The 21,936-nt window shown below is 74.1% G+C and carries 18 protein-coding genes; 13 read left to right on the plus strand and 5 right to left on the minus strand.

The genetic code is table 11. From position 1 onward, the window contains the following. The first annotated feature begins 2 nt into the window (after positions 1 to 2). The 5 genes from ACIQVI_RS06420 to ACIQVI_RS06440 all read left to right on the plus strand — a co-directional run bounded on the left by ACIQVI_RS06420 (position 3) and on the right by ACIQVI_RS06440 (position 6,828). A complete protein-coding gene (locus ACIQVI_RS06420) occupies positions 3 to 965 on the plus strand; it encodes a diiron oxygenase (protein WP_403591756.1) in 963 nt (320 codons plus the stop codon). Between the two features lie 114 nt (positions 966 to 1,079). Then, a complete protein-coding gene (locus tag ACIQVI_RS06425) occupies positions 1,080 to 2,687 on the plus strand; it encodes an FAD-dependent oxidoreductase (protein ID WP_403591759.1) in 1,608 nt (535 codons plus the stop codon). Positions 2,688 to 2,773: 86 nt separating this feature from the next. After that, on the plus strand, positions 2,774 to 3,709 hold the full coding sequence (locus tag ACIQVI_RS06430; RefSeq protein WP_403591762.1) for a formylglycine-generating enzyme family protein: 936 nt from the start codon (positions 2,774 to 2,776) through the stop codon (positions 3,707 to 3,709). Between the two features lie 138 nt (positions 3,710 to 3,847). Next, positions 3,848 to 6,445, plus strand: a complete 2,598-nt coding sequence (locus ACIQVI_RS06435; RefSeq protein ID WP_403591765.1) for an arylsulfatase — start codon at positions 3,848 to 3,850, stop codon at positions 6,443 to 6,445. After that, positions 6,328 to 6,828, plus strand: coding sequence for a hemerythrin domain-containing protein (locus tag ACIQVI_RS06440; RefSeq protein ID WP_403591768.1), 501 nt, complete (start codon positions 6,328 to 6,330; stop codon positions 6,826 to 6,828). Before ACIQVI_RS06435 ends, ACIQVI_RS06440 begins: the two co-directional genes overlap by 118 nt. Before the next feature lie 52 nt (positions 6,829 to 6,880). On the opposite strand, the gene ACIQVI_RS06445 is transcribed toward ACIQVI_RS06440, so the two are convergent. Further along, a complete protein-coding gene (locus ACIQVI_RS06445) occupies positions 6,881 to 7,921 on the minus strand; it encodes an NAD-dependent epimerase/dehydratase family protein (RefSeq protein ID WP_403591771.1) in 1,041 nt (346 codons plus the stop codon). Positions 7,922 to 8,055: 134 nt separating this feature from the next. Then, complete coding sequence (locus ACIQVI_RS06450; protein ID WP_403591774.1) at positions 8,056 to 8,526, minus strand: ATP-binding protein; 471 nt, start codon at positions 8,524 to 8,526, stop codon at positions 8,056 to 8,058. 268 nt (positions 8,527 to 8,794) lie between these two features. Between ACIQVI_RS06450 and ACIQVI_RS06455 the strand changes: the two genes are divergently transcribed. Beyond that, positions 8,795 to 9,229, plus strand: coding sequence for an ATP-binding protein (locus ACIQVI_RS06455; protein WP_403591777.1), 435 nt, complete (start codon positions 8,795 to 8,797; stop codon positions 9,227 to 9,229). Here ACIQVI_RS06455 and ACIQVI_RS06460 read toward each other — a convergent pair. Next, complete coding sequence (locus ACIQVI_RS06460) at positions 9,207 to 10,148, minus strand: SigB/SigF/SigG family RNA polymerase sigma factor (protein WP_403591780.1); 942 nt, start codon at positions 10,146 to 10,148, stop codon at positions 9,207 to 9,209. The genes ACIQVI_RS06455 and ACIQVI_RS06460 overlap by 23 nt on opposite strands. A 277-nt stretch (positions 10,149 to 10,425) precedes the next feature. On the opposite strand from ACIQVI_RS06460, the gene ACIQVI_RS06465 reads away from it, so the two are divergent. Next, positions 10,426 to 10,989 carry a type 1 glutamine amidotransferase domain-containing protein gene (locus ACIQVI_RS06465; protein WP_351974367.1) on the plus strand — a complete coding sequence of 188 codons (564 nt, stop codon included), beginning with the start codon at positions 10,426 to 10,428 and terminating at the stop codon, positions 10,987 to 10,989. A 188-nt stretch (positions 10,990 to 11,177) separates the two neighbouring features. On the opposite strand, the gene ACIQVI_RS06470 is transcribed toward ACIQVI_RS06465, so the two are convergent. Beyond that, a complete protein-coding gene (locus tag ACIQVI_RS06470; RefSeq protein WP_403591784.1) occupies positions 11,178 to 11,978 on the minus strand; it encodes a nucleotidyltransferase family protein in 801 nt (266 codons plus the stop codon). 206 nt (positions 11,979 to 12,184) lie between these two features. Between ACIQVI_RS06470 and ACIQVI_RS06475 the strand changes: the two genes are divergently transcribed. From ACIQVI_RS06475 to ACIQVI_RS06490, 4 genes are all read left to right on the plus strand, one after another. Next, positions 12,185 to 12,367, plus strand: coding sequence for a hypothetical protein (locus ACIQVI_RS06475; RefSeq protein WP_403591787.1), 183 nt, complete (start codon positions 12,185 to 12,187; stop codon positions 12,365 to 12,367). Positions 12,368 to 12,490: 123 nt separating this feature from the next. Beyond that, the gene (locus ACIQVI_RS06480; protein WP_403591790.1) at positions 12,491 to 12,787 is read left to right on the plus strand and encodes a DUF6480 family protein; all 297 of its coding nucleotides are present in this window, start codon (positions 12,491 to 12,493) and stop codon (positions 12,785 to 12,787) included. A gap of 157 nt (positions 12,788 to 12,944) precedes the next feature. Beyond that, positions 12,945 to 13,475, plus strand: coding sequence for a DUF5709 domain-containing protein (locus ACIQVI_RS06485; protein WP_403591792.1), 531 nt, complete (start codon positions 12,945 to 12,947; stop codon positions 13,473 to 13,475). A gap of 41 nt (positions 13,476 to 13,516) precedes the next feature. After that, positions 13,517 to 14,665 carry a hypothetical protein gene (locus ACIQVI_RS06490; protein ID WP_403591795.1) on the plus strand — a complete coding sequence of 383 codons (1,149 nt, stop codon included), beginning with the start codon at positions 13,517 to 13,519 and terminating at the stop codon, positions 14,663 to 14,665. 157 nt (positions 14,666 to 14,822) lie between these two features. On the opposite strand, the gene ACIQVI_RS06495 is transcribed toward ACIQVI_RS06490, so the two are convergent. Beyond that, positions 14,823 to 15,632 (minus strand): SDR family oxidoreductase, encoded by an 810-nt coding sequence (locus ACIQVI_RS06495; RefSeq protein ID WP_403591799.1) that lies wholly within the window; start codon positions 15,630 to 15,632, stop codon positions 14,823 to 14,825. A 445-nt stretch (positions 15,633 to 16,077) separates the two neighbouring features. Here ACIQVI_RS06495 and ACIQVI_RS06500 point away from each other — a divergent pair, with 445 nt between their 5' ends. After that, a complete protein-coding gene (locus ACIQVI_RS06500) occupies positions 16,078 to 16,935 on the plus strand; it encodes a DUF4132 domain-containing protein (RefSeq protein WP_351973331.1) in 858 nt (285 codons plus the stop codon). Then, positions 16,932 to 21,881, plus strand: a complete 4,950-nt coding sequence (locus ACIQVI_RS06505) for a DNA-binding protein (protein ID WP_403591803.1) — start codon at positions 16,932 to 16,934, stop codon at positions 21,879 to 21,881. Before ACIQVI_RS06500 ends, ACIQVI_RS06505 begins: the two co-directional genes overlap by 4 nt. Positions 21,882 to 21,936 lie beyond the last annotated feature (55 nt).

The following is a 21,936-nucleotide window of genomic DNA, read 5'->3' on the forward strand; positions in this document are numbered from 1 at the left end:
CGATGACCATCAGCCAGGAGAGCTACCACGAGAGGCTCCGGACCCTGTCCGAGGCGTCGGTGCACATCCACTTCGACGCCTTCACCGACATCGACTGGGACAACCCCGACTTCGCCATCGACCCCGAGGACCCCCGCTGGGTGCTCCCGGAGGCCGACCCGCTGGGCGGCCACCCGTGGTACCAGGCGCAGCCCCTGGAGGTCCGGACGAAGATCGGCCTGTGGCGGTACGCCAACATCGTCAAGGTCGGGATGCAGTTCGAGAACGTCCTCATCCGCGGGGTGATGGACTACCTCTTCTCGCTGCCCAACCAGAACCCGGAGTTCCGCTACCTCACCCACGAGGCCACGGAGGAGTGCCACCACACCCAGATGTTCCAGGAGTTCGTGAACCGCGCGGGCGCCGACGTGCCCGGCGGCCGGCGCTCCTTCCGGGTCGTCAGCCGCTTCCTGCCGCTGGCCGGCTCCCTGATCCCCGAGTCGTTCTTCACCGGCGTCCTCGCCGGGGAGGAGCCCATCGACCACCTCCAGAAGGCGATCCTGCGCAGCGGCGAGGACGTCCACCCGCTGATGCGGCGGCTCATGCAGATCCACGTCGCGGAAGAGGCCCGGCACATCTCCTTCGCCCACGAGTTCCTCCGCGTCAAGGTCCCCGGCTACGGGAAGTTCCGCCGGGGCGCCCTCTCCGTGGCCTTCCCCGTCATCATGCGGGTCCTCGGCGACGTCATCGTCGTCCCCGACCGGAAGACCGCCGAGAAGATCGGCGTCCCCCACTGGGTCGTCAAGGACATCTTCTGGAAGTCCCCCGACGGCGAGCGGATGCTCCGGGACCTCTTCTCCGACGTGCGGATGCTCGCCGAGGACATCGGCCTGATGAACCGGACCTCCCGGAAGGTGTGGCGGGCCCTGCGCATCGACGGACGCCCGTCCCGCTTCCGCGGCGAGCCCGCCCCGCACGCCGCGTGACGCCGTAACCCCCACCCCCCACCACCAGCAGCACACCCGCCCGCCCGCCGGGCGGGGCCGCCGGCCGGGAGCCGTCCCGCCGGCCCCGTGAACGTGAACGGAGAACCCCTCCCCATGCCCTACGTCGTCACCCGGTCGTGCTGCGCCGACGCGTCGTGTGTGCTGGCCTGCCCGGTCAACTGCATCCACCCCGCCCCCGGCGAACCGGGCTTCGGACAGACCGACATGCTGTACGTCGACCCCCGCACCTGCGTGGACTGCGGGGCCTGTACGACGGCCTGCCCGGTGGACGCCCTCAAACCGCACACCAAGCTCACCGAGGCGGAGCTGCCGTTCCTCGAACTCAACCGCGCCTACTACGACACCTCCCCGCACGCCGACCGCACCCCCATGGCCCTCGTGCCCCCGCAGCGCCGGGTGGAGACCGCCGGACTGCGGGTGGCCGTGGTCGGAGCCGGACCGGCCGGACTGTTCGCCGCCGACGAACTGCTCCGGCACCCCGGGGTGAGCGTCACCGTGTACGACCGGCTGCCCACCCCGTACGGCCTCGCGCGGGCCGGGGTCGCGCCCGACCACCAGGACACCAAACGGGTCACCGAACTCTTCCGGGCCATCGAGAGCCAGCCGGGCTTCTCGTACCGCCTCAACACCCGGATCGGCCGCGACCTGCACCACGAGGACCTGGTCCGCGACCACCACGCCGTGATCTACGCCGTGGGCGCGGCCACCGACCGGCGCCTCGGCGTCGAGGGCGAGGACCTGCCCGGCAGCGCCTCCGCCACCGACTTCGTCGCCTGGTACAACGGCCACCCCGACCACGACGGCGCCACCCACCCGCTGGACGCCGAACGGGCCGTCGTCGTCGGCAACGGCAACGTCGCCCTGGACGTGGCCCGCGTCCTGACCGCCGACCCCGACGCCCTCGCCCGCACCGACGTCTCCGACCGGGCCCTGACCGCGCTGCGCGCGAGCCGGGTCCGCGAGGTCGTCGTCCTCGGCCGCCGGGGACCCGCCGAAGCCGCCTTCACCCTGCCCGAACTGATCGCGCTCGCCGCCCTCGACGGCGTCGACGTCCTCGTGGAGGGCTGGCCCGAGGACCTCCCGGCGGACGCCACGCCCAAGACGGCCGTCCTCGCCGAACTCGCCGCCCGCACCCCCGTCCCCGGCCGCCGCAGGATCGTCCTGCGCTTCCTGACCGGCCCGGCGCGGATCGAGGGCGACGACCGGGTGACCGGTCTGACCGTCGTACGGACCGAGCTGCGCCGCGCCGACGACGGCACCGTACGGGCCGTCCCCACCGACGCCACCGAGACCATCGGGACGTCCCTGGTCCTGCGCGCCGTCGGCTACCGCGCCGAACCGGTCCCGGGCCTGCCGTTCGACGAGGAGACCGCCACGGTGCCGCACGAGCGGGGCCGGGTCGCACCGGGCGTCTACGTCACCGGCTGGATCAAGCGCGGTCCCACCGGATTCATCGGCACCAACAAGTCCTGCGCCCAGGAGACCGTCACCGCCCTCCTCGACGACCTCGAGGCCGGCCGTCTGACCGCCCCCGAGGGACCGTCGCCCGCCCCGGCCCGCCCCGACGCCGTCGACCTCGACGGCTGGCGGGCGATCGACGCCGCCGAGCGCGCCGAGGGCCGGGCCCAGGGCCGCCCCCGCGTCAAGCTCGCCGACCGGGACGACCTGCTTGCCGCCGCCCGCCGCCCCGCCTCCGCCTGACCCGCCTCTGACCCGCCGGGGCCGCCGCCGGTCCGCCCGCGCGTCGTCCGGAACGGCCGCCGCCCCGTGCGGCAGGGTGCTGTCCCATGACGACGACCACACCACGGCCCGCCCCGACGCGCGGCATGGTCCGGATCGAGGGCGGCACCTTCCTGATGGGGTCGCGGGACTTCTACCCGGAGGAGAAGCCCGTCCGCCGGGTGACGGCGGACGGGTTCTGGATGGACGAACACCCGGTCACGGCGGCGGAGTTCCGCCGCTTCGTGAAGGACACCGGCCACGTGACCGTCGCCGAACGCGCGCCCGACCCCGCCGACTACCCGGAGGCCGACCCGGCGGCCCTCGTCCCCGGCGCCCTGGTGTTCCGCAGGACGCCCGGACCGGTCGACCTCGACGACTGGCGGCAGTGGTGGTCCTACGTGCCCGGCGCGTCCTGGCGCCACCCCGCGGGACCCGGCAGCACGCTGCACGGACGGGAGCGCCACCCCGTCACCCAGGTCGCGTACGAGGACGCCGCCGCGTACGCCGCCTGGGCCGGGAAGCGGCTGCCGACCGAGGCCGAATGGGAGTACGCCGCCCGGGGCGGCCTCGACGGGGCCGTCTTCTCCTGGGGCGACGACTTCACCCCCAGGGGGCGCCGGATGGCCAACACCTGGCACGGCCGCTTCCCCTGGGAGTACGTCCCCGCGGGCAGGGCCACGGCCCCCGGCACCACCCCCGTGGGCACGTACCCGCCGAACGGCCACGGCCTGTACGACATGACCGGCAACGTGTGGGAGTGGACCGCGGACCCTTACACGGACGGGCACGCGGAACCGGCCGCCTCCTGCTGCGCCCCGCGCGAACCCCGCGCGGACACCCCGGCGGGAGAGGCCCCGGAGCGCTTCCCCCGCCGGGTCACCAAGGGCGGCTCCCACCTGTGCGCCCCGAACTACTGCCTGCGCTACCGCCCGGCGGCCCGGCAGGGACAGACGGAGGACACGGCCACCTGCCACCTCGGCTTCCGCTGCGTCGCCGACTGAACGGCGCCACCCGGAGCCCCGCGCCCCGCGTCACCCGTCCGGCCCCCGCGAGCCGCGCCCGGCACCGTACGAACCGAGCATGGGCACCAGTAGTCCGCGCCTCGCCGTGGCCCGGACGCACGGCCGGAAGGCATGACGGTGGCTTCTTCGACGTTCCGCGGCACGGTCGGACTCGACGTCCGCGACTCCGTACCGGACTGGGCCCCCTACCAGCAGCCGAAGGCCCCCGAAGGGGCGCCGAACGTGGTGTACGTGGTCCTCGACGACGTCGGGTTCGGGGCGCTGGGCTGCTACGGCGGCCCGATCGACACCCCGAACATCGACCGGCTCGCCGCCGACGGCCTGCGCTACTCCCAGTGGCACACCACCGCGCTCTGCTCGCCGACCCGGGCGGCCCTGCTGACGGGCCGCAACCACACCACCGTCGGCATGGCCTGTATCAGCGAGGCCGCGATCGGCTTCCCCAACGCCAACAGCCACATCCCCCGGGAGACCGCGACCCTCGCCGAACTGCTCGTGGAGCGCGGCTGGAGCACGTCGGCCGTCGGCAAGTGGCACCTGTGCCCGGAGGACGAGGTCAACCTGGCCTCCACCCGCCGCAACTGGCCCCTCGGCCGCGGCTTCGAACGGTTCTACGGCTTCCTCGGCGCCGAGACCAGCCAGTGGTACCCCGACCTCGTCCACGACAACCACCCCGTCGAGCAGCCCGCCACCCCGGAGGAGGGCTACCACTTCGGCGTCGACATCACCGACAGGGCGATCCAGTACATCGACGACGTCAAGGCCATCGCCCCCGACCGGCCCGTCTTCCTCTACTACGCACCCGGCTGCGCCCACGCCCCGCACCAGGCGCCGAGGGAGTGGATCGAACGCTACCGGGGCCGCTTCGACGAGGGGTACGAGGCGATGCGGGAGCGGACCCTCGCCCGGCAGAAGGAACTCGGCCTGGTCCCCGAGAACACCGAACTGCCCCCGCTCAACCCCCTCGGCACTCCCGACACGCGCACCGGACCGGACGACGAACCGTTCCCCGAACTCGACCGCACCCGCCCCTGGGCCGAACTGAACGAGGACGAACGGCGCCTGTTCGCCCGCATGGCCGAGGTCTACGCCGGATTCGTCTCCCACTGCGACGACCAGATCGGCCGCCTCCTCGACTACCTCCGGGACATCGACCAGCTCGACAACACCCTCTTCGTGGTGGTGTCGGACAACGGCGCCAGCGGCGAGGGCGGACCGAACGGATCCGTCAACGAGAACAAGTTCTTCAACAACGTCGCCGACGACATCCACGAGAACCTCGCGATGCTCGACGAACTCGGCGGCGTCGAGACGTACAACCACTACCCGAACGGCTGGGCCATGGCCTTCAACACGCCGTTCAAGATGTGGAAGCGGTACTCGTTCAACGGCGGCACCTGCGACCCGTGCGTCATCTCCTGGCCCGCCGGCATCGCCTCCCGGGGCGAGGTCCGCTCCCAGTACCACCACGCCGTCGACATCGTCCCCACCGTGCTCGAATGCCTCGGCCTCGACCTGCCCGAGACCGTCCAGGGCCACCCCCAGGTCCCGCTCCAGGGGGTCGGTATGCGCTACTCCTTCGACGCGCCGGACGCCCCCTCCGCCAAGACCACGCAGTTCTACTCGATGCTCGGCACCCGCGGCATCTGGCACCAGGGCTGGAAGGCCGTCACCACCCATCCCGCGCTGAGCGGATGGGGCCACTTCGACCAGGACGTCTGGGAGCTGTACCACACCGAGGAGGACCGCTCCGAACTCCACGACCTGGCCGCACGCGAGCCCGGGAAGCTCGCGGAACTCGTCGGCCTGTGGTTCTACGAGGCCGGCGTCAACCAGGCCTTCCCCCTCGACGACCGCTCCGCCCTGGAGATCCTCCTCACCCCCCGGCCGCAGCTCGTCCCGCCCCGCGACCGCTACGTCTACCGCCCCGGCGGGGCGGAGGTGCCCGAGTCCGTGGCGGTGAACGTCCGCAACCGCTCCTACTCCATCGGCGCCCTGGTGGACCTCCCCGGGCCGGAGGCGTCGGGAGTCCTGTTCGCGCACGGCGGCCGGTTCGGCGGGCACGCCCTGTTCGTACGGGACAACCGCCTGCACTACGTCTACAACTTCCTCGGCGCCGACCAGCAGGTCGTCACGGCGGAGGAGGACCTGCCCACCGGAGAGAAGCTGATCCTGGCCGCGGCCTTCGACAAGGACGGGGAGGCCGAACCCGGCGTCGCCACCGGGATCCTGAGCCTCCACCACGGGGACAGGAAGGTCGGCGAAGGCCGCATCAGGACCCAGCCCGGCAAGTTCACCCTGGCCGGCGAGGGGCTCACCGTCGGCCGCGACTCCGGCGAGGCCGTCACCGGGCTCTACACCGGAACGGCCCTTCGCCTTCACCGGCGGCACCCTGCACCGGGTCGCCGTCGACGTCAGCGGCACGCCCTACGTCGACCTCGAAGCGGAGGCCGAGGCCGTGCTCGCCCGGGAGTAGGGGGCGCGGACGCGGAGCGGCACCCCTCGTCGGCCGCGATTGGTTCTCCCCGGCAGGGGTACCCGCCGAACGCGTCGGAGCGCCGCACGACGGGAAGCCGAGTCGAGGAGGAGACGGCACGATGGCCGGTAGCGAGGACAACCAGGACGTGGTCGCGGTCATCCTGGAGGACCACCGCACGATGGAGGACCTGTTCCGCCGGATGCGGAGCGTCGAGGCGGACCGGGCCGCCGCGCTGAAGGAGTTCTCGGCCCTGCTCATCGCGCACGGCGAGGCGGAGGAGAGCGAGGTCTACGGAGCGCTCAAGCGCTTCAAGAACGTCGACGACGAGGACGTGGACCACGGCACCGAGGAGCACGAGGAGGGGAACAAGGCCCTCCTCGCCCTCCTCGAAGTGGACGACGTCGGCTCCGAGGCGTGGGACGAGCGCCTCGAAGAGCTCGTCGAGGCGGTCACCCACCACCTCGACGAGGAGGAGCGCACCATCCTCAACGACGCCCGGGAGAACGTCCCCGACGCGCGCAGGAACGAGCTGGGCGGCGCGTTCCTGAAGGAGCGCGCCCGACAGCTCGCCTCGGACTGCGGCCGCGTGGAGAACGTGCGCGAGGTCGTGAAGGGCTGAGGCCGGGCCGTGCCGGTGGGCGGCCCGCACGGACCGCCCACCGGCACGGTTCTCACCTTCCCGCGGCCCCCGCGGCCCCCACCGGCGCCGCGTCGGCGGCCAGCGGCGGGGTGCCGAGCCCGGCCCCCCGGCCGAGGCCCTCCAGGAACTCGCCGACGGCCTCCTCGGAGGTCCACGACGGCGTCCAGTCCAGCTCCTCGCGGGCCCGCGAGGAGTCGAGCAGGGGCAGCCGCAGGACCGCGTCGAACAGCCCCGGCGCGGCGGGCACGAGGCGCAGGCGCCACGCGGCGGCGAGCAGGGCACGGGCCGCGCCCGCCGGTACCGGAACGGCGCGGGCCCTCAGGAGGCGGGCCATCACGTCGGTGTCGAGCACCGGATCGGCTGCCAGGTTGAACGGCCCCCGGACCGGCCGCACCACGGCCGCCCGGTAGGCCTCGGCGGCGTCGTCGGTGTGCAGGGCCTGGAAGCGCAGGCCCTTGACGGAGGGCACGACGGGCAGCAGACCCGGCCGGACGACGCGCCACGGCAGGAGGGGACCCGCGAAGATGCGGCGCTGCTCGCTCGCCGCCTCCTCCTTGAACAGGAACGCCGGCCTCATCCGTACGATCCGCAGGTCCGGGTGGGCCAGCTGGAAGCCGTCCAGATAGCGCTCCAGATACGCCTTCTCCCGGGTGTAGGCCGCGCCGGGCCAGCCGTGGGTGGACCACGACTCGTCGACGGGGCGCCCGTCCGCCGGGCCGGGGGAGTAGGCGCCGACCGAGGAGGCGTGCACCAGGCAGTGCACGCCCGCCCGGGCACACGCCTCGAAGACCCTGATGCTGCCCAGGACGTTCGTGCGCCAGGTCTCGACCGGGTCGTGCGTGGGCTGGAACTTCCAGGCGAGGTGGACGACCGCGTCGGCCCCCGCGAACAGCCCGGCCAGGTCGGGGCCGCCGGGGTCGACGTCCGCCGCCGCCCAGCGGGTCCCGCCGATCCGGAGGTCGGGGACGCGGCGGGCGACGCCGAGCACGTCCGTGACCGTACGGTCGCGGTCGAGGGCCCGGACCACGCTGGTCCCGACGTTTCCGGTGGCTCCTGTGACGACGACCCTCATGGCGCTGTCCAATCGCGGGGGACGGGTGGGGACGGACGGGGGCGGTGGGACGTGCTCACCGCCGGTCCGGGCCGGGGGACCGGCCTCGCCCTGCGAGTGACCGCGCGGCGCGTTCCGTAAACACCGCGCTCCGGTCACCCCTCCGGATCCGGGTGGTCGCGGGGTCCGGGTGCGGGAGGCATCTCCACCTCGAACCAGACGGCCTTGCCGCCGTCTCTCGGGACGCAGCCCCAGGCGGCCGACAGCCGCTCCAGGAGGTACAGACCGTGTCCGGAGGAGCGGCTGGGGCGGTGCGGGCCGTGGGGCCGGGGACGTACCGGACTCGTGTCGCTGACCTGCACCCACAGCCGGTCCCCGACGCGGTCGAGCCGCAGTTCGCGCGGGGTGCCCCCGTGGGTGAACGCGTTGGTGACGACCTCGGAGACCAGCAGCAGGGCGTCCTCGGCGGCGACCTGCCCGGGCGCGCCCGCGGCTCCGAACCACTCGCTCAGCGCCTGCCGCGTCAGGTCCCGGCACGTACCCGCCACCCCGGGGTCCTCCGTCAGTTCGTAGCGACGGGCGCCGGCGGCCACGGGCTGTGCGTGCGGGACAGGGCGACCGTTCATACGCAGCGGCTTCCCCGGTCGTCCGGGCCGAATCGTGCCGTCCGGGGCCTCTTCCCGACGGCCGTGACGGTGTCTTCGGACGGGGGAATGGACGCGGCGTTTTCCCCGAACCCTCTTTCGTAATCCCTCGAATCTCAGGAATGTGACCACTGTTCTCGGAAAGAGGTAAAAGGAGCAAAAGGTGTGAGAGGACCGGTGAATTCCATGACACCCGTGTCATCTGCGCGGAAAGAAGGACCGGGGAACGAGATCGATCCCCGACAGGGTCATGGCTGACGGCGAGGGAGTTCAGGTGCGAAGGCTATTGCTGCGTGGCGCGCGGACGGTGGTGTCGCGGTGTCGCGATTTCACGGCGGAGGCGTTGGCGGACTGGGGGTGGATTCCGGCGGGGAGCGAGGAGGGGAAGGATCGGGTGGAGGACGTCCTGCTGCTGGTCTCCGAAGTCGTCACCAACGCGTGTCTGCACGCCGGGGGCCCGGAGGAACTCGTCCTGCGGCGTGGACGGGAGGGGCTGCGGGTGGAGGTTGCCGACGCCAGCCCGGAGCCGCCGCTCGTACGTACGCCCCGCTCGCCCTCGTTGCCGGGAGGGCACGGGTTGATGGTGCTGGACAGGCTGGCGGGGGCGTGGGGCTACGAGGCCAGGGGCGCGGGGGCGGCGGGCAAGGTGGTGTGGCTGGAGGTCAGCCTGCCGGCCCGTCCGTAGGGGCGCTGTCGTCGTTGAGGCCTTCCCTGAGTTCGCCGAGGATGCGGGTGAGCAGCCGCGACACGTGCATCTGGGAGAGGCCGATCCGTCGGCCGATCTCGGCCTGGGTGAGCTCTTCGCCGAAGCGGAGTTCGATGATGTGCCGGTCGCGTTCGCCGAGCCGGTCGAGCAGGGGCCGGAGTGCGGTCAGGGACTCGATCAGTTCGTAGGCGGGTTCGGCGGTCGCCAGGTGGCGCGGCTTCGCGCCGGTGGCGTTGCCGTCGTCGCCGACCGGTGTGTCGAGGGAGCGGGTGGCGTATCCATGGGCGGCGAGTTGTCCTTCGGCGACCTCTTCCTCGCTCAGGTGGAGGTGGTGGGCGAGTTCGGTGCGGGTGGGGCGGCGGCCGAGGTGTTGTTCGAGGTGGTCGGCGGTTTTGGCGAGGTCGATGCGGAGTTCTTGGAGGCGTCGGGGGACGCGGACGGCCCAGCTGGTGTCGCGGAAGAAGCGTTTCATTTCGCCGACGATGGTGGGGAGGGCGAAGGCGGAGAAGTCGACGGCGCGGTGGGGGTCGAAGCGGTTGATGGCTTTGATGAGTCCGATGGTGCCGACCTGGATGATGTCTTCGGTGGGTTCGGCGCGGTTGCGGAAGCGGCGGGCGGCGAATTTGACGAGGCTGAGGTTGAGTTCGACGAGGGTGTTGCGGACGTAGGCGTGTTCGGGGGTGCCTTCTTCGAGTTCGGCCAGGCGGGTGAGGAGGGCGGCGGAGAGGGGTTGGGCGTCGTCGGTGGAGACGGTGGTGGGGCGGGTCAGCTCGGGCAGTCCGTCCAGGGCCGTCCGGCGCATCGACGCCCCCGGATTCCCGGGAATCCCGGCAACCTCAGGAGCGGGAGCCGGATCGGCGTCCCGGGGGCGGATGGGGCGGTTTCCGACGGTGGACATGAGGCTCCTTCGACGGTGGCGATGGGCCTGCGCCGCCGCCGTGCCAAGGGGGCGGAGGGGGTCCGTCTGTCGAGCTTTCTCTCAAAGAGGATGCCCGTTTCAAGGTGCTTTGACACGGTTCTTGGGTAGATGCGATCGAATGGTGAGCGCGGTGCAGGGTGAAGGGGCGGGAGCGATTGGCTGTTACGTGTTATTTGCCTGTTGTGTGAGGTTTGAGGGGGAAGGCTGGGGGTGAGGCGCAGACAGCGAGGGGATCCACACCAGAGAGGAACGCACAGTGACGCTCGACGGAAAGAACGTTCTCGTCCTCACGACGAACTACGGCACGGAGCAGGACGAACTGGAGAAGCCGGTGGCCGTCCTCCGCGAGGCGGGAGCCCGCGTCACGGTCGCCGCGCAGAAGACCGAGGGCGTCCAGACCCTCGTCTCGGACAAGGACCCGGGCTCCGTGGTCCAGCCGGACACGACGCTCGCCGAGGCCTCCGCGGACGGATTCGACGCCGTGGTCGTCCCGGGCGGCACCGTGAACGCCGACCAGCTCCGTACGGACGACGACGCCCGCCGCCTCGTCTCCGCCTTCGCGGAAGCGGGCAGGCCGGTGGCCGCCATCTGTCACGGACCGTGGCTCCTCGTGGACAGCGAGCTGACCAAGGGGCGCCGGCTGACCTCGTACCCGTCCCTCCGCCCCGACCTCGAGAACGCGGGCGCCACCTGGGTGGACGAGGAGGTCGTCGTCGACACCTCCGGAGGCCACCCCCTGATCACCTCCCGCAACCCGGGCGACCTCGACGCCTTCTCGGCGGCGATCGTCCGCAGCCTGGGCGGCGAGGCGGCGGCCTAGGGGGTCCGCCGGGTGCGACCGCCGACGTACGTGCCCGGCCCGCGCCGTGGGCGTACACGCCCGAAGAGCTACAAGAGCTACAAGAGCTACAAGAGCTACAAGAGAAGAGTCGCGCCCGGCCCCCGACGGAGGATCGTCGGGGGCCGGGCGCGTTCGGCGGTTTCGGTTGGTTCAGCGGTGGGGGCGGCCTACGGGCGGTCGGCGCCGCCCGGACCGGCGGCAGGGTTGGCGGGGTCGACGGGACCGGCGGGGTCGCCCGGGCCGTGGGTCGGCAGGACGTGCAGCAGTTCCAGCAGGTAGAGGAAGGCCGCGGCCATCGGGGCGCCCTCCGTCTCCTGGCGCACGCGCGCCCAGTCGATCCGCTCGCGCAGCCCCCGCGCCACCGGCAGCAGGGTGCCGAAGTCGCAGTGGTGGTCCGAGAACGCCAGCAGCCGGGAGACCATGAGGTCGGTCGGCGCGATCACCGGCATGTGGACCGAGTCCACCGGAAGCGTCTGGGCACGGGACAGGAGCTCGGTCGTGACCGGCCGTCCCGCCAGGGAGAAGATCAGATCGATCTCCTCACCGCCGGAACGCGCCTTGACCAGCCAGTCCTCGGGCGGATCGACGATCCGGACACCGTGTTCCCGCAGCGCGTTCGTGACCGTCTCGGCGTCCTCCCGCCGTACCGCGAAGTCCGTGTCGTGCTGGAGCCGGACCGGGATGCCGTGCGCGTAGGCGGCGACGCCGCCGATCAGGGCGAACGGGCATCCCGACTCCTTCAGCAGCGCCCCGATCTTCTTCGTCGTCTCCAGGATCGCCTGGGTGTGGTCGGGGGGCAGTGCGGTCGCGTCGCCCTCGTGGGCTCCCCGTGCTCCGGAGCCCTCCCGCGGAGCCTTCCGGGGTTCGGGAGATCCGGTACCCGCGAGCCCGTGGTCGTGACCGGCGGACGCGGGGTACGCCTTTCCGTTCGCCGACCGGCGCGGGGCCGGGTCTTCCGTGAGGTTCATCGCCTGCTCCTGTCCTCGCCACTGGTCGCGGTGGCCCCTCCCAAAGGGGTGGAACCGCGTCTACCCAGCGCGGGCCCCGTCATCCGCCCCCGATGATCGGCCGGGGCCGGGGAATCGGCTGTCCGGAAACTGTCTGTCCGGCCCCGTACCGGGTAGTCGCCGGGGGCGAGAGAACGGCAACGAGAACGACCGTCAGGAGGCCCGCGGTGCGGACCACGGAACAGCGGACGACAGGCGAACGGCGCGGGCTCACGGACGAGGAGTTCCGGTCCCTGATGCGGGAGGCGTCCGCCGAGGCACGGCGTCTGTCGTTCGGCGAACCACCCGGGGCGGAGCCCGACTTCGCCCTGCGCACCCAGCACGCCGAGTTCGGCGCCGCCGCCCACTGACCCGGCGGTGCCGGGACGCCGGCCGCCGCGCGGCCGACCCGCCGTACGCCGGATGGGGCGGGCGCGGACGGGTAGTCGCGTACCGGCCCCGCGACATCCGGATTCCGGAGGGAGATGGACGCCATGATCCGACCGAGCAACCCCGACCCGGAGCCCCGGGACACACCCGGAGCCGACGTCGGAGGCGGAACCGGCACACCAGGCCCCGGTGTCGGGGGCGGAACCGGCGCACCCGGTGCCGGGGGCGGCGTCGCGCCCGGCGAGACGCCACCGGCCGAGTCCGGGACGGGAACGGGGACCGGGCCCTACCGGCCGCTCCGGCGGGGATGGGCGACCGGCCCGCTCCTGGCCCTGTGGATCCTCGTCGTCCTGGGCGCGCTGTTCTTCCTCGCGTACGCGATCATCCTGGCCACCGACTGAGCGGGGACCCGCCGGTTCCCGTACCGCTCGGAGCCGTCCCGTCCCCCTCCGGTGAGGACGACCGGCCTCTGACGTCCGGCTTCCGGCCCGGACCCCCACACGACCCAGGCCTACACGCCCCACACGCCCCACACGACCCACACGAAAGGAAACCGTCATGGACCGCAACGAGCCCGGCACGGACGAGGCCCGCGGAGACGACGTCTACCAGCCCACCCACTCCGACGTGGACAACCGTCCCGACGACGCGCTCGATCCGGACAACGCGATCCTGGCGGATCCGCTGGAGGACATGGCCAGCCCCGGCTACTCGCCCCCGGAGCGCCCCCGGGGAGTGACCCGGCACGGCACCACCCAGCGGGAGCAGCGCGAGGGGGAGTCGCTGGACGACCGGCTCGCCCAGGAGGTTCCCGAGGACCTGCCGCCGGAGGGCGACAGCATCGGCGACCTCGCGGGCGGTGCGGGCGAGCCCGTCGACGAGCAGGCCGGCAGCACCCGGGCGGGCCGCCTCGCCGCGGTCGACACCCCCAGGGAGACGGGAAACCGCACGGTCGCCCGGGACGTCGGGCCGGACGACTGGGCCGCACCGGCCGAGGAGGCCGCGATGCACGTGGACACCGGGGCGGACGCCACGGTCGACGAGACCGAACCGTACGGGCGGCGCGAAGACCCCGGTGCGGAGCGCTGACCGCCTCCGACCCCGCACGTTCCGACCCCCGTGGGGACACCATGAACCTCGACTTCCTCAAGCCGCTCCTGGAACGCCCCGGCCCCTGGGCCTCCGTCTACATCGAGACCGACCGGGCCACCGAGGACGCGGCGCGGATCCAGCGGCTGCGCAACCGCTCCGTGGCCGCACGGCTCGTCGACGAGGGCGCCGACCCGGCGACGATCCGCGCGGTCGCCGAACGGCTCGGCTCCGAACCCGTCTCCGGGTCGCCGCCCGGGCGCGCCCTCTTCGCGACGGCGGGCGAGGTCGTGCTCGACGTCCCCCTCACGGCGACCCCGCCCTCCGCCGGGGCCGTCTGGACGCACCTCCCGCACATCGCGCCCCTGGTGCTCCTGCGGAGCGACGCCCCCGCCTGCCAGGTGGCCCTCATCGACCGGGAGGGCGCCGATCTCGAACTGCGGGACTCCCGCGGCACGCGGAACCTGGGCGAGGCGCGCGGGAAGCGGTGGCAGGGCCGGGGGCACCGCTCCGTCCCCCAGGACCGGTACGAATGGCACTACGGCAACAAGGTCGAGGACGCCTGGGAGGAGACGGCCGACGCCATCGCCCGCGAACTCGTCCGGCACTGCCCGCAGGACGGCGGCACCCTCCTGGTCCTGGCCGGGGACGCGCGCGAGCGCAAGGCGGTACGGGAACGGCTGCCGCAGCGGCTCCGGAGCGTCGCCGTCGAGGTGGACCACGGCAGCCGCGCGCCCGGCGCCTCCACCGCGCTCCTCGACCGGCGGATCGAGGAGGCCCGCGCCCGCTACGCCCAGGAACGGGTGCGGAGCGCGCTGGACGACTTCCGCAGGGCGCGCGGCCGCCCCGGCGAGCACCGCGAGACGACCGTCGACACCGGTCGCGGCCCGGCCGCCGAAGGGGTCCCGGCCGTGGCGGCCGCCGCCCGGGAGCACCAGGTCGCCACCCTCCTCCTCGGCCGGGACGCCTCCGACGCGAGCCGCCCCGTGTGGGTCGGTCCCGGCCCCGGCGAGATCGCCGCGGGCCGTGCCGAGGCCAGGGGATGGGGGATCGGCCGGCCGGAGGAGGCGCGCGCCGACGACGCGCTGCTGCGCGCCTGCGTCGCCGCGGGCTCCGAGGTGCTCGTGGTGCCGGAGGAACTGGCGGGCCCGGCGGGTGGCCTCGGCGCCGTCCTGCGCTGGAGCGACTGACGGACCGGCCTTGCCGTCGTATCCGCACGTGCGACCGCCCGCCCACGGGGAGTGAACGGGCGGCGAGGTCCTGCGGCCGGGGCGGCCGCACCCCGCGTCCGCTCGGACCGGCCGACAGGCGCGCCGCCCCTCGGACCGGCCGGCACGTGCGCCGGTCTCAGGGGCGGCGCCAGTCGTCGGACGTCAGGTGCGAGCCGGCCATCGGGCCCATGCGGAGCATCCCGCCGTCCACGGCCCAGGACGCCCCGGTCACGTACGAGGCGTCGGGACTCGCCAGGAAGGCGACGACGGCGGCGACCTCGCGGGCGTCCCCCGGCCGCCCGAGGGGGACGCCGGGCCGGGACACGGACCGGACGTCCTCGCCCTCCTGGCCGGTCATCGGGGTGGCGATCTCGCCCGGTGCGACGGAGTTGACGGTGATGCCGTACGCGCCCAGCTCCAGCGCCATGACCCGGGTGAGCAGCCCGAGGCCGCCCTTGGCGGCGCAGTACGGTCCGGCGCCCACCCGGGGCTGGTGCTCGTGCACCGAGGTGATCTGCACGATGCGGCCCCCGCGCCCCCGGTCGATCATCCGGCGGGCGGCGCGCTGGGCGCACAGGAACGGACCCGTCAGGTCGACGTCGAGCACTTCCCTGACCTTTTCGAGGCTCAGGTCGAGGAACGACTCGGCCGTGCCCGTACCGGCGTTGTTGACCAGGACGTCGACCCCGCCGAGGTCCTCCGCGAGCCGGTCGACCACGTCGGCCGCCGCCGGCAGCTCCGTCAGGTCCAGACGGGCGACCACCGCCCGCCTGCCGTGGGCGCGGACCTCCTCCGCCGTGGCCTCCGCGCCCGCCTCGTCGGTGTGCCAGGTGACGCCCACGTCGAGGCCCGCCTCCGCGAGCCGTACCGCGACGGCGCGTCCGATCCCGGAGTCCGAACCGGTGACGATCGCCGTGCGCGGGTCGAAGCCCTGGATGTCGGCCATGGCTCCGCCTCCTCTCGTGCTCCTGTCGTCCTTCCGCCGTGTCCCCGCGCGCTCCGCACGTGCTTCGCGCGCGTGACGCCTCCGCCGCTACCCCCGTCGCGGGCGGCCATGCTCCGCCACCGTCGGTGACCTCTCCGTACACCGGCCGTCCCGGAACGAAGGACCGTGCGCCCCGGCGGTTCGCATCACCGGGATGCCGGGACGAGTGGACCCGGCCCGACCGGGCAGTGGCCGGGTGCCGCTGTCCGGGCCCTTCCCCTCCTGCCCGGGCAGCGGTCCCGGACCTTTCCGGCCGCCGCACCGCTGCCCCGGCCCGTGTGTCCGGGGCCCGAACATCCGTTGTCAGTGGGCCTGGTTAGTCTCCCCTCATGTCGCAGTTCAGGGGCTTTCGACCCCTGGTTCGTGCTGCGCGATTTCTGACGGACAGGCGGAGGGGGCACGGCCGATGGCGTGGCTGACGGTGGACGAGGGGTACGAGATCACCCTCGATGAGGGGCGCGTGGTCGCACGGCGCGCCGGGGGACGGCAGTTGAAGACCGTCCCGAAGGCACTGCGGGACCATCCCGAGGTCGACCGGCTCCGGCAGCTCGCCGAATGGCTGGATCGGCACGTGGCCGCGTGCGTGGCCCAGGTGGACACCTGGATGGTGTCCTCGCTCCCCGTCCCCACCGGGCTCGTCGCCCGCGTGTGGCCGGACGAGGCCTGGCAGTCCGCCCTCCGCGACATGGCCGTGGTGGGCGACGACCCGGACGAGGTCGGCTTCCTGCGGGACGTCACCCCGGACGGCGGCCTGAAGGTGGTCGACCTCGACGGCGAGACCGTACGGCTCTCCCCGCGCACCGTGACCCTCCCGCACCCCGTGCTCCTCCCCGACCTGGACGACGTGCGGGACTTCGCGGCAGAACTCGGCATCACCCAGCGGGTGGAGCAGATCCACCGGGCCACCTGGGCCCGGCCGGCCGCCGCCCACCCGGAGACGGCCACGGAGGTACGGGACTACGCGGGCGGCAAGTTCGCCTCCCGCTTCGGCCTCGCGGCCCGCGCCACCTCGCTCGGCTACCGCGTCTCCGGCGGCTACGCCACCTGCAAGGTCCGCGACGGCGGCCGCGCCACGGAGGCGTCCGTCTGGATCGGCGAGCCGTACTGGGACGGGGAGTCGGAGACCGGCGCGCTCGGCTGGCACGACGACGAGGGCCGCTCCGTGCGGCTGAACGAGGTGGGACCGGTGGCCTGGTCCGAAGGAATGCGCATGGCCGCGGCGCTCTACGCCGGCCGCACGATCGAAGAGGGTGGGGACGCGTGACCGGCACGACCGCTTCCGACAGGACCACGGGCGACATCCCCGGGGGAGCCCGCGACAACGCGGAGCTGCTCGCGGCCGGAGCCGTCCTCCCGGCCGACACCGAGGGCGCGGGGGCCTCCGCGGTCGCACTGACCGCCCGGACCTACCGCCACCCCGTCCTCGGCGAGGACCGGGTCGTCGTCCGCCTCGCCGCGGCCGAACTCGGCCCCGCCGAGGACCTCGCCGCCGGCTTCCTCGGCCTCGAACCCCACGGGGAGCCGGCCGTCGTGGGCCTCGGCCGCCGCCGGGAACTGGGCTTCCCCGAATGGGTCCTGGTGCACCACCCCGAGGACGGCCACCACGCCCTCGCGGTCGTGCCCGAGCTCGACCGCCTCGCCCGGCAGGCGAAGACCAAGCCCAAGGCCGCCCTGGACGCCTGCCTCGAACTCGCGGGCCGGCTCGCCTCCGCCGTCCCGCACTTCCTGCCCGTCTTCTACGAGCAGGCCGCCCGGGTCTTCCTCGGCGTCGAGAACACCACGTACGCGGGACAGCTGTTCGCCCGCGCCCGCACCAGCGAGGCCCAGCACGGCCTCGTCGTCGACGAGGACCGGCTCGACGCCGTCTTCCTCGAATTCGCCCTGGCCGGCGCGCTGCCGGTGAAGGTCCTCACCGGATACGGCAAGGAACTCGCCGGCCGGCTCGCCCCCGCCGAGGCGTACGAGCGCTTCCGGCGCCTGTGCGTGCGCCGGACCGCGGGCGGACTCGCCCCCTCCTCCCAGGCCACCACGGAGCTGCGCCGCCTGGCCCGCGCCGCGGGACTGTCCGCCGCCGAGGCGGAACAGGACCACCTCGCCGAACTCCTCCCGCTGCCGGCCACCCAGCGGGCGGCCGATGGCTGGTGGAAGACGCACCGGGCCGCCCTCGTCGCCCTGGCCCGCCGCGTCCCCGCCGTCCGGGGCGCGCTCCTGGAGATGATGCCGCCCTCCGACGACGGCGAACTCAGCGAACTGTGGCTGGGCATCCTCACGGAGTCCGGGGCGGACGCCGGACTGACCGGCGCCGACGTGCCACCGGAGGAGCGCTGCGCCGACGGCACGGCCGGATGGCTGGAGCGCTTCCACACCGTCCGACACCGGGGCTGGGGCAGCCGCCGCGCCCTGCCGGCCCTCCTCGACCTGGTGGAGCGGGCCGCCGAGCGGCTGCGCGCCGACCTGGCGGCCCGCCCCGACGACCGGGGCTTCCTGCGGATCGGCGTCGAGGACCTCGACCTGCTCGACCTGCTGCTCGCCCTCGGCCTCCCGGTCGCCGACCCGGAGCCGAAGGACCGCGACAGGCGGGGCGCCGCCCTCAACCTGTCGGACTGGGCACACGGCGAGAACCCCCGCGACCTGACCGCCCTCGCCGCCGACCCGCGTTTCCGCCCCGCCTTCCGGCGCGCCGCGAACGCCTACCACGACGCCTCCTCCGGAGCGGACGTGATGCGCCGCCTCGCCGCCGCGCCCGGCGGCCGCCCGATGCTCACCGAGTGGATGCGCGAGGTCGCCCGCGACTCGGTGGCGGCCGGACTGCCCGGAGTGCCCAAGGCGATCGCCCGCCTGTCGTGGCTGCCCGCCGAGGCCCTCGCGCTCGCCCCCGAGGAAGTCGCCGCCGCCGCGGCCGCCGACCTCGGCGAGACCCTGGCACGCACCCTGCGCGGCGGCCTGTGGGAGGAATTCCACTGGCCGGCGTGGGAGGAGGCCGTCGAGGACCTCACCCCCGGCCGCGCCAAGCTCGACGACCTCGCCGTCTTCGAGGCCTGGCCGCACCTGATCGTGGCCAACGGCCGCCGGGTGCGGGTCATCGACGCCGACTCCACCGTCCTCACCCACGACCTGCGCGTGCCCACCGGCCGCTCCTCCCACCGGTACGGCTTCCACTACGTCGACGGCGCCCTCCTCGTCTTCTGGACCGGCTACGGCAACACCCCCGTGGAGGGCTACTGGCACACCGCGCCCGACCGCGTGTTCACCCTGGACGCCGAGGTCGGCTACTGGTCCCTCCGCTCCGACCACCCCAGCCTGCCGCTGCCCGGCGGCGGCCGCACCACCGGCGGCGGAGTCCTGCACGCCGGAGACACGAAGCTGCCCCCGGAGCGGACGGTGATCTCCGACGGCACCTCGTACTGGGTGTGGGAGCGCGTCGAGCGGCACGAGGACGGCGGACGGCACGACGACAGCGGCTGGGCCGAGTACGACCCCGCCGAAGGCACCCGGGGCCGGCGCTCCCTGCCCGGCTTCCTCGCCGACGCGACCCGCGCCCACGCCCCCGGCGCCCGGCTGGCCGCGCACTCCTCGTGGCTGCGGCCCGTCCCCTCGGTGGACGGCTCGGCCCTCGGCGCCCCCGCCGACGGACTGCTCGGCTGGCGGGTCCTGCGGATCCCCGGCAACGGCTGGTGCGCCGACGACACCGCCGGCCGCTCCGTCTCCCTGGCCGAGGGCTCCGACATGCCCGTCGCCGCCCTGGCGTTCCCCGGCGACGACCGGCCCAGGGCCCTGACCCGCCAGTGGCGGGAACTGCTGATCACCGACCCGGACGGCGTGATCACGGCGACGTCCGACGGCGACCGGAACGACATCTACGGCACCGCCGCCACGCCCCTGCCGCCGCTGTCCCACTTCTATGCCCTCCGCCCGCGCGACCCGCGCGGCTCGGACGTGCTGCGCGCCGCCGACGCGGAGACGGCCGGCACCCTGCTGAAGGCCGCCGCCCTGGCCGAGCGGGCCGCCGACGTCCCGGACCTGGTGACCGCCGCCCTGCCGGGGATCACCGCGCCCGAACTGATCGCGGGCGTCACGAAGGCAGTGTGCTTCGCCGTGGCGCAGCAGAACGCCCTGGACGCCGTGGCCGCCCGGCTCGACCCGGCGACCGAACCCGAGGAAACACGCGTCGAGGGCCCCCACGACAGCCTGCTCGCCGAGGCGCTCGACGGGCTCACCGGCGCCGGCTACTACAGCCGGGGCGCCGCCTCGGACGTCGCCGACCGGTTCCTGGACGAACTCGCGGCGGCACGCGCCGACACCTCGGCCACGGCCCCCCTGGAGGAGCTGCACTACGACCTGCCCTCCCTGCCGTACTCCCCGTTCTCCTTCGTCTCCCTCCTGGACGAACCGGCGGCGATCGCCTACCGGGCCGTCGCACCCGGCAGCGGCGACGAGCACCGGGCCGCGCTGCTCGGCGTGCTCGGCCGGGCCGACGCCCTGGGCCTCGGCTCGGCGGCGGCCTCGGACGCCCACTGGCGCCGGGTGCGGCTGCACCTCGCCACCCCGCACCTGTACACCCCCGACGGCCAGGAGCGCGGCACCTCGTACTGCACCGTCTTCCCGATCGGCGGGGGAGCGGTCCTCGGGATCACCGAGAATGACAGGGCCGTCGACGACGGACGGGAGTTCGAGGCGCTCTTCCACGACCCCAGCGGCCGGTTCGAGGCGCCCGCCCCGTACACCCTGCGCGGCGCGGAGCCGGTGGGCGACCGCACGCGCGGCGCCGACTGGCTGACCGCCTTCCTGAAGGAGGCGGAGGGCCGCGCGCAGGCCCCCTTCCCGCCGGAGGCGGCCGAGGAGTTCAGCCGGCTCACCGGCGTCCCCGGAGCACTGGCCCGGCTCGTCCTGGCCGGGATGCCGAACGTGGACGACTGGGGGAACAACTTCCTGCCGACGGAGCTGCGCACGGCCCTCGGCCTGAAGGTGGCCGAGGCGGCCCAGGCCCGCGACGAACTCCGCGCGCTCCCCGTCGGGGTGCGGCGGGCCGTGGTCGCGGCGCTCCTGCCCGACGACCCGGCGCGGCTGTGGACCGAAGGCCCCGACGTGGCGTCGGCGGCGGAGGTCTGGAACGCGCGCGTGGGATGGCGCACCCAGGTGCCCGACTGGCTGATCGGGGAGGCCACCCGCGCGGTCCGCACCGGCTGGTCCGTCCACCGGGCCCTCCCGGCGCTCCTGGGCCCCGAGGCGTCGCCCGAGCTCGGCACCGACGTGGCGTGGCACATCGCGGGGGACCGGCCGGCGCCCGTGAACCCGACCGACCACCCGTTCACCGACGAGGTGCTGATGGGCGCGATGGGCCTGACGGCCTGGCTGGCCCACCGGCTGCCCGCCGGCGATCCCGTACGGGCGACGCTGCCCGGCGCCCTCACCGCCGTGCGGCAGCGCCTCGCCTCGCCCGAACTCCTGGTCGTCGCCGGGCACTACACCAGCCTCGCGGACTTCCGGAAGGTGGCGGGCACCCCGACCGAGACGGCACCGGACCACGAGCGGTACGGCGCGGTCCTCATGGCCACGCACGACGGCCAGCCCCAGCCGGCCCTGCGGACCGCCCTCCTCGACTCCACCGGCTCCGACCCGTACCTGACGGTGCTGCGCGGCACCGACCAGCAGCCGATCGGGACCGAGCGGGCGCTGCGGCGGGCGCACGACCCGGCGTTCGCCCGGCTCCTCGCCGACCCGGGCGCGCCCGCCGCCGGGGAGACCGGCCAGGACGGCACCTGGTGGCCGCAGGACCCCTCGCGCTCCGTGCCCGACCTGGTCGCGGAGGTCGCCGGGACCCACAGCCTGGGGGCCGACGCGGCGACGCTGTACCTGACGCTCCTCGCCCTGCCCGACCCCACCGACCGCAACACCGCCCGGTGGACGGGGTGGAAGCCGGCCCGCCTCAAGGCGGCCCGCGCCGAACTGGCCGCCACCGACCTGGTGGTGACGGCCGTACGGGCCCGGGCGGGACGCTCGCTGTTCCTGCACGGCGCCTGGTCCGAGCAGAAGGGACTCGGGCTGCCGGTCGAGCAGTGGAAGCTGCCGATGTACGGGCCGTTCCTGGGCGCCCTGGTGCCGGTCGAACCGGCCGCCGAACTCTTCGCACGGGCGTGGCGGCGGACCCTCGACGGCGACGTCCCCCGCTTCGAGGAGCTGAAGGTCCGGCGCACCAGGCGCCGCCGCTGACCGACCGCCGGCCGACCCGTCGCCGCCCGGCCGGTGACGACCGGTCGCCAGCGCT

This window comes from Streptomyces sp. NPDC098101 (genome assembly GCF_044760185.1).
Classification (GTDB): domain Bacteria; phylum Actinomycetota; class Actinomycetes; order Streptomycetales; family Streptomycetaceae; genus Streptomyces.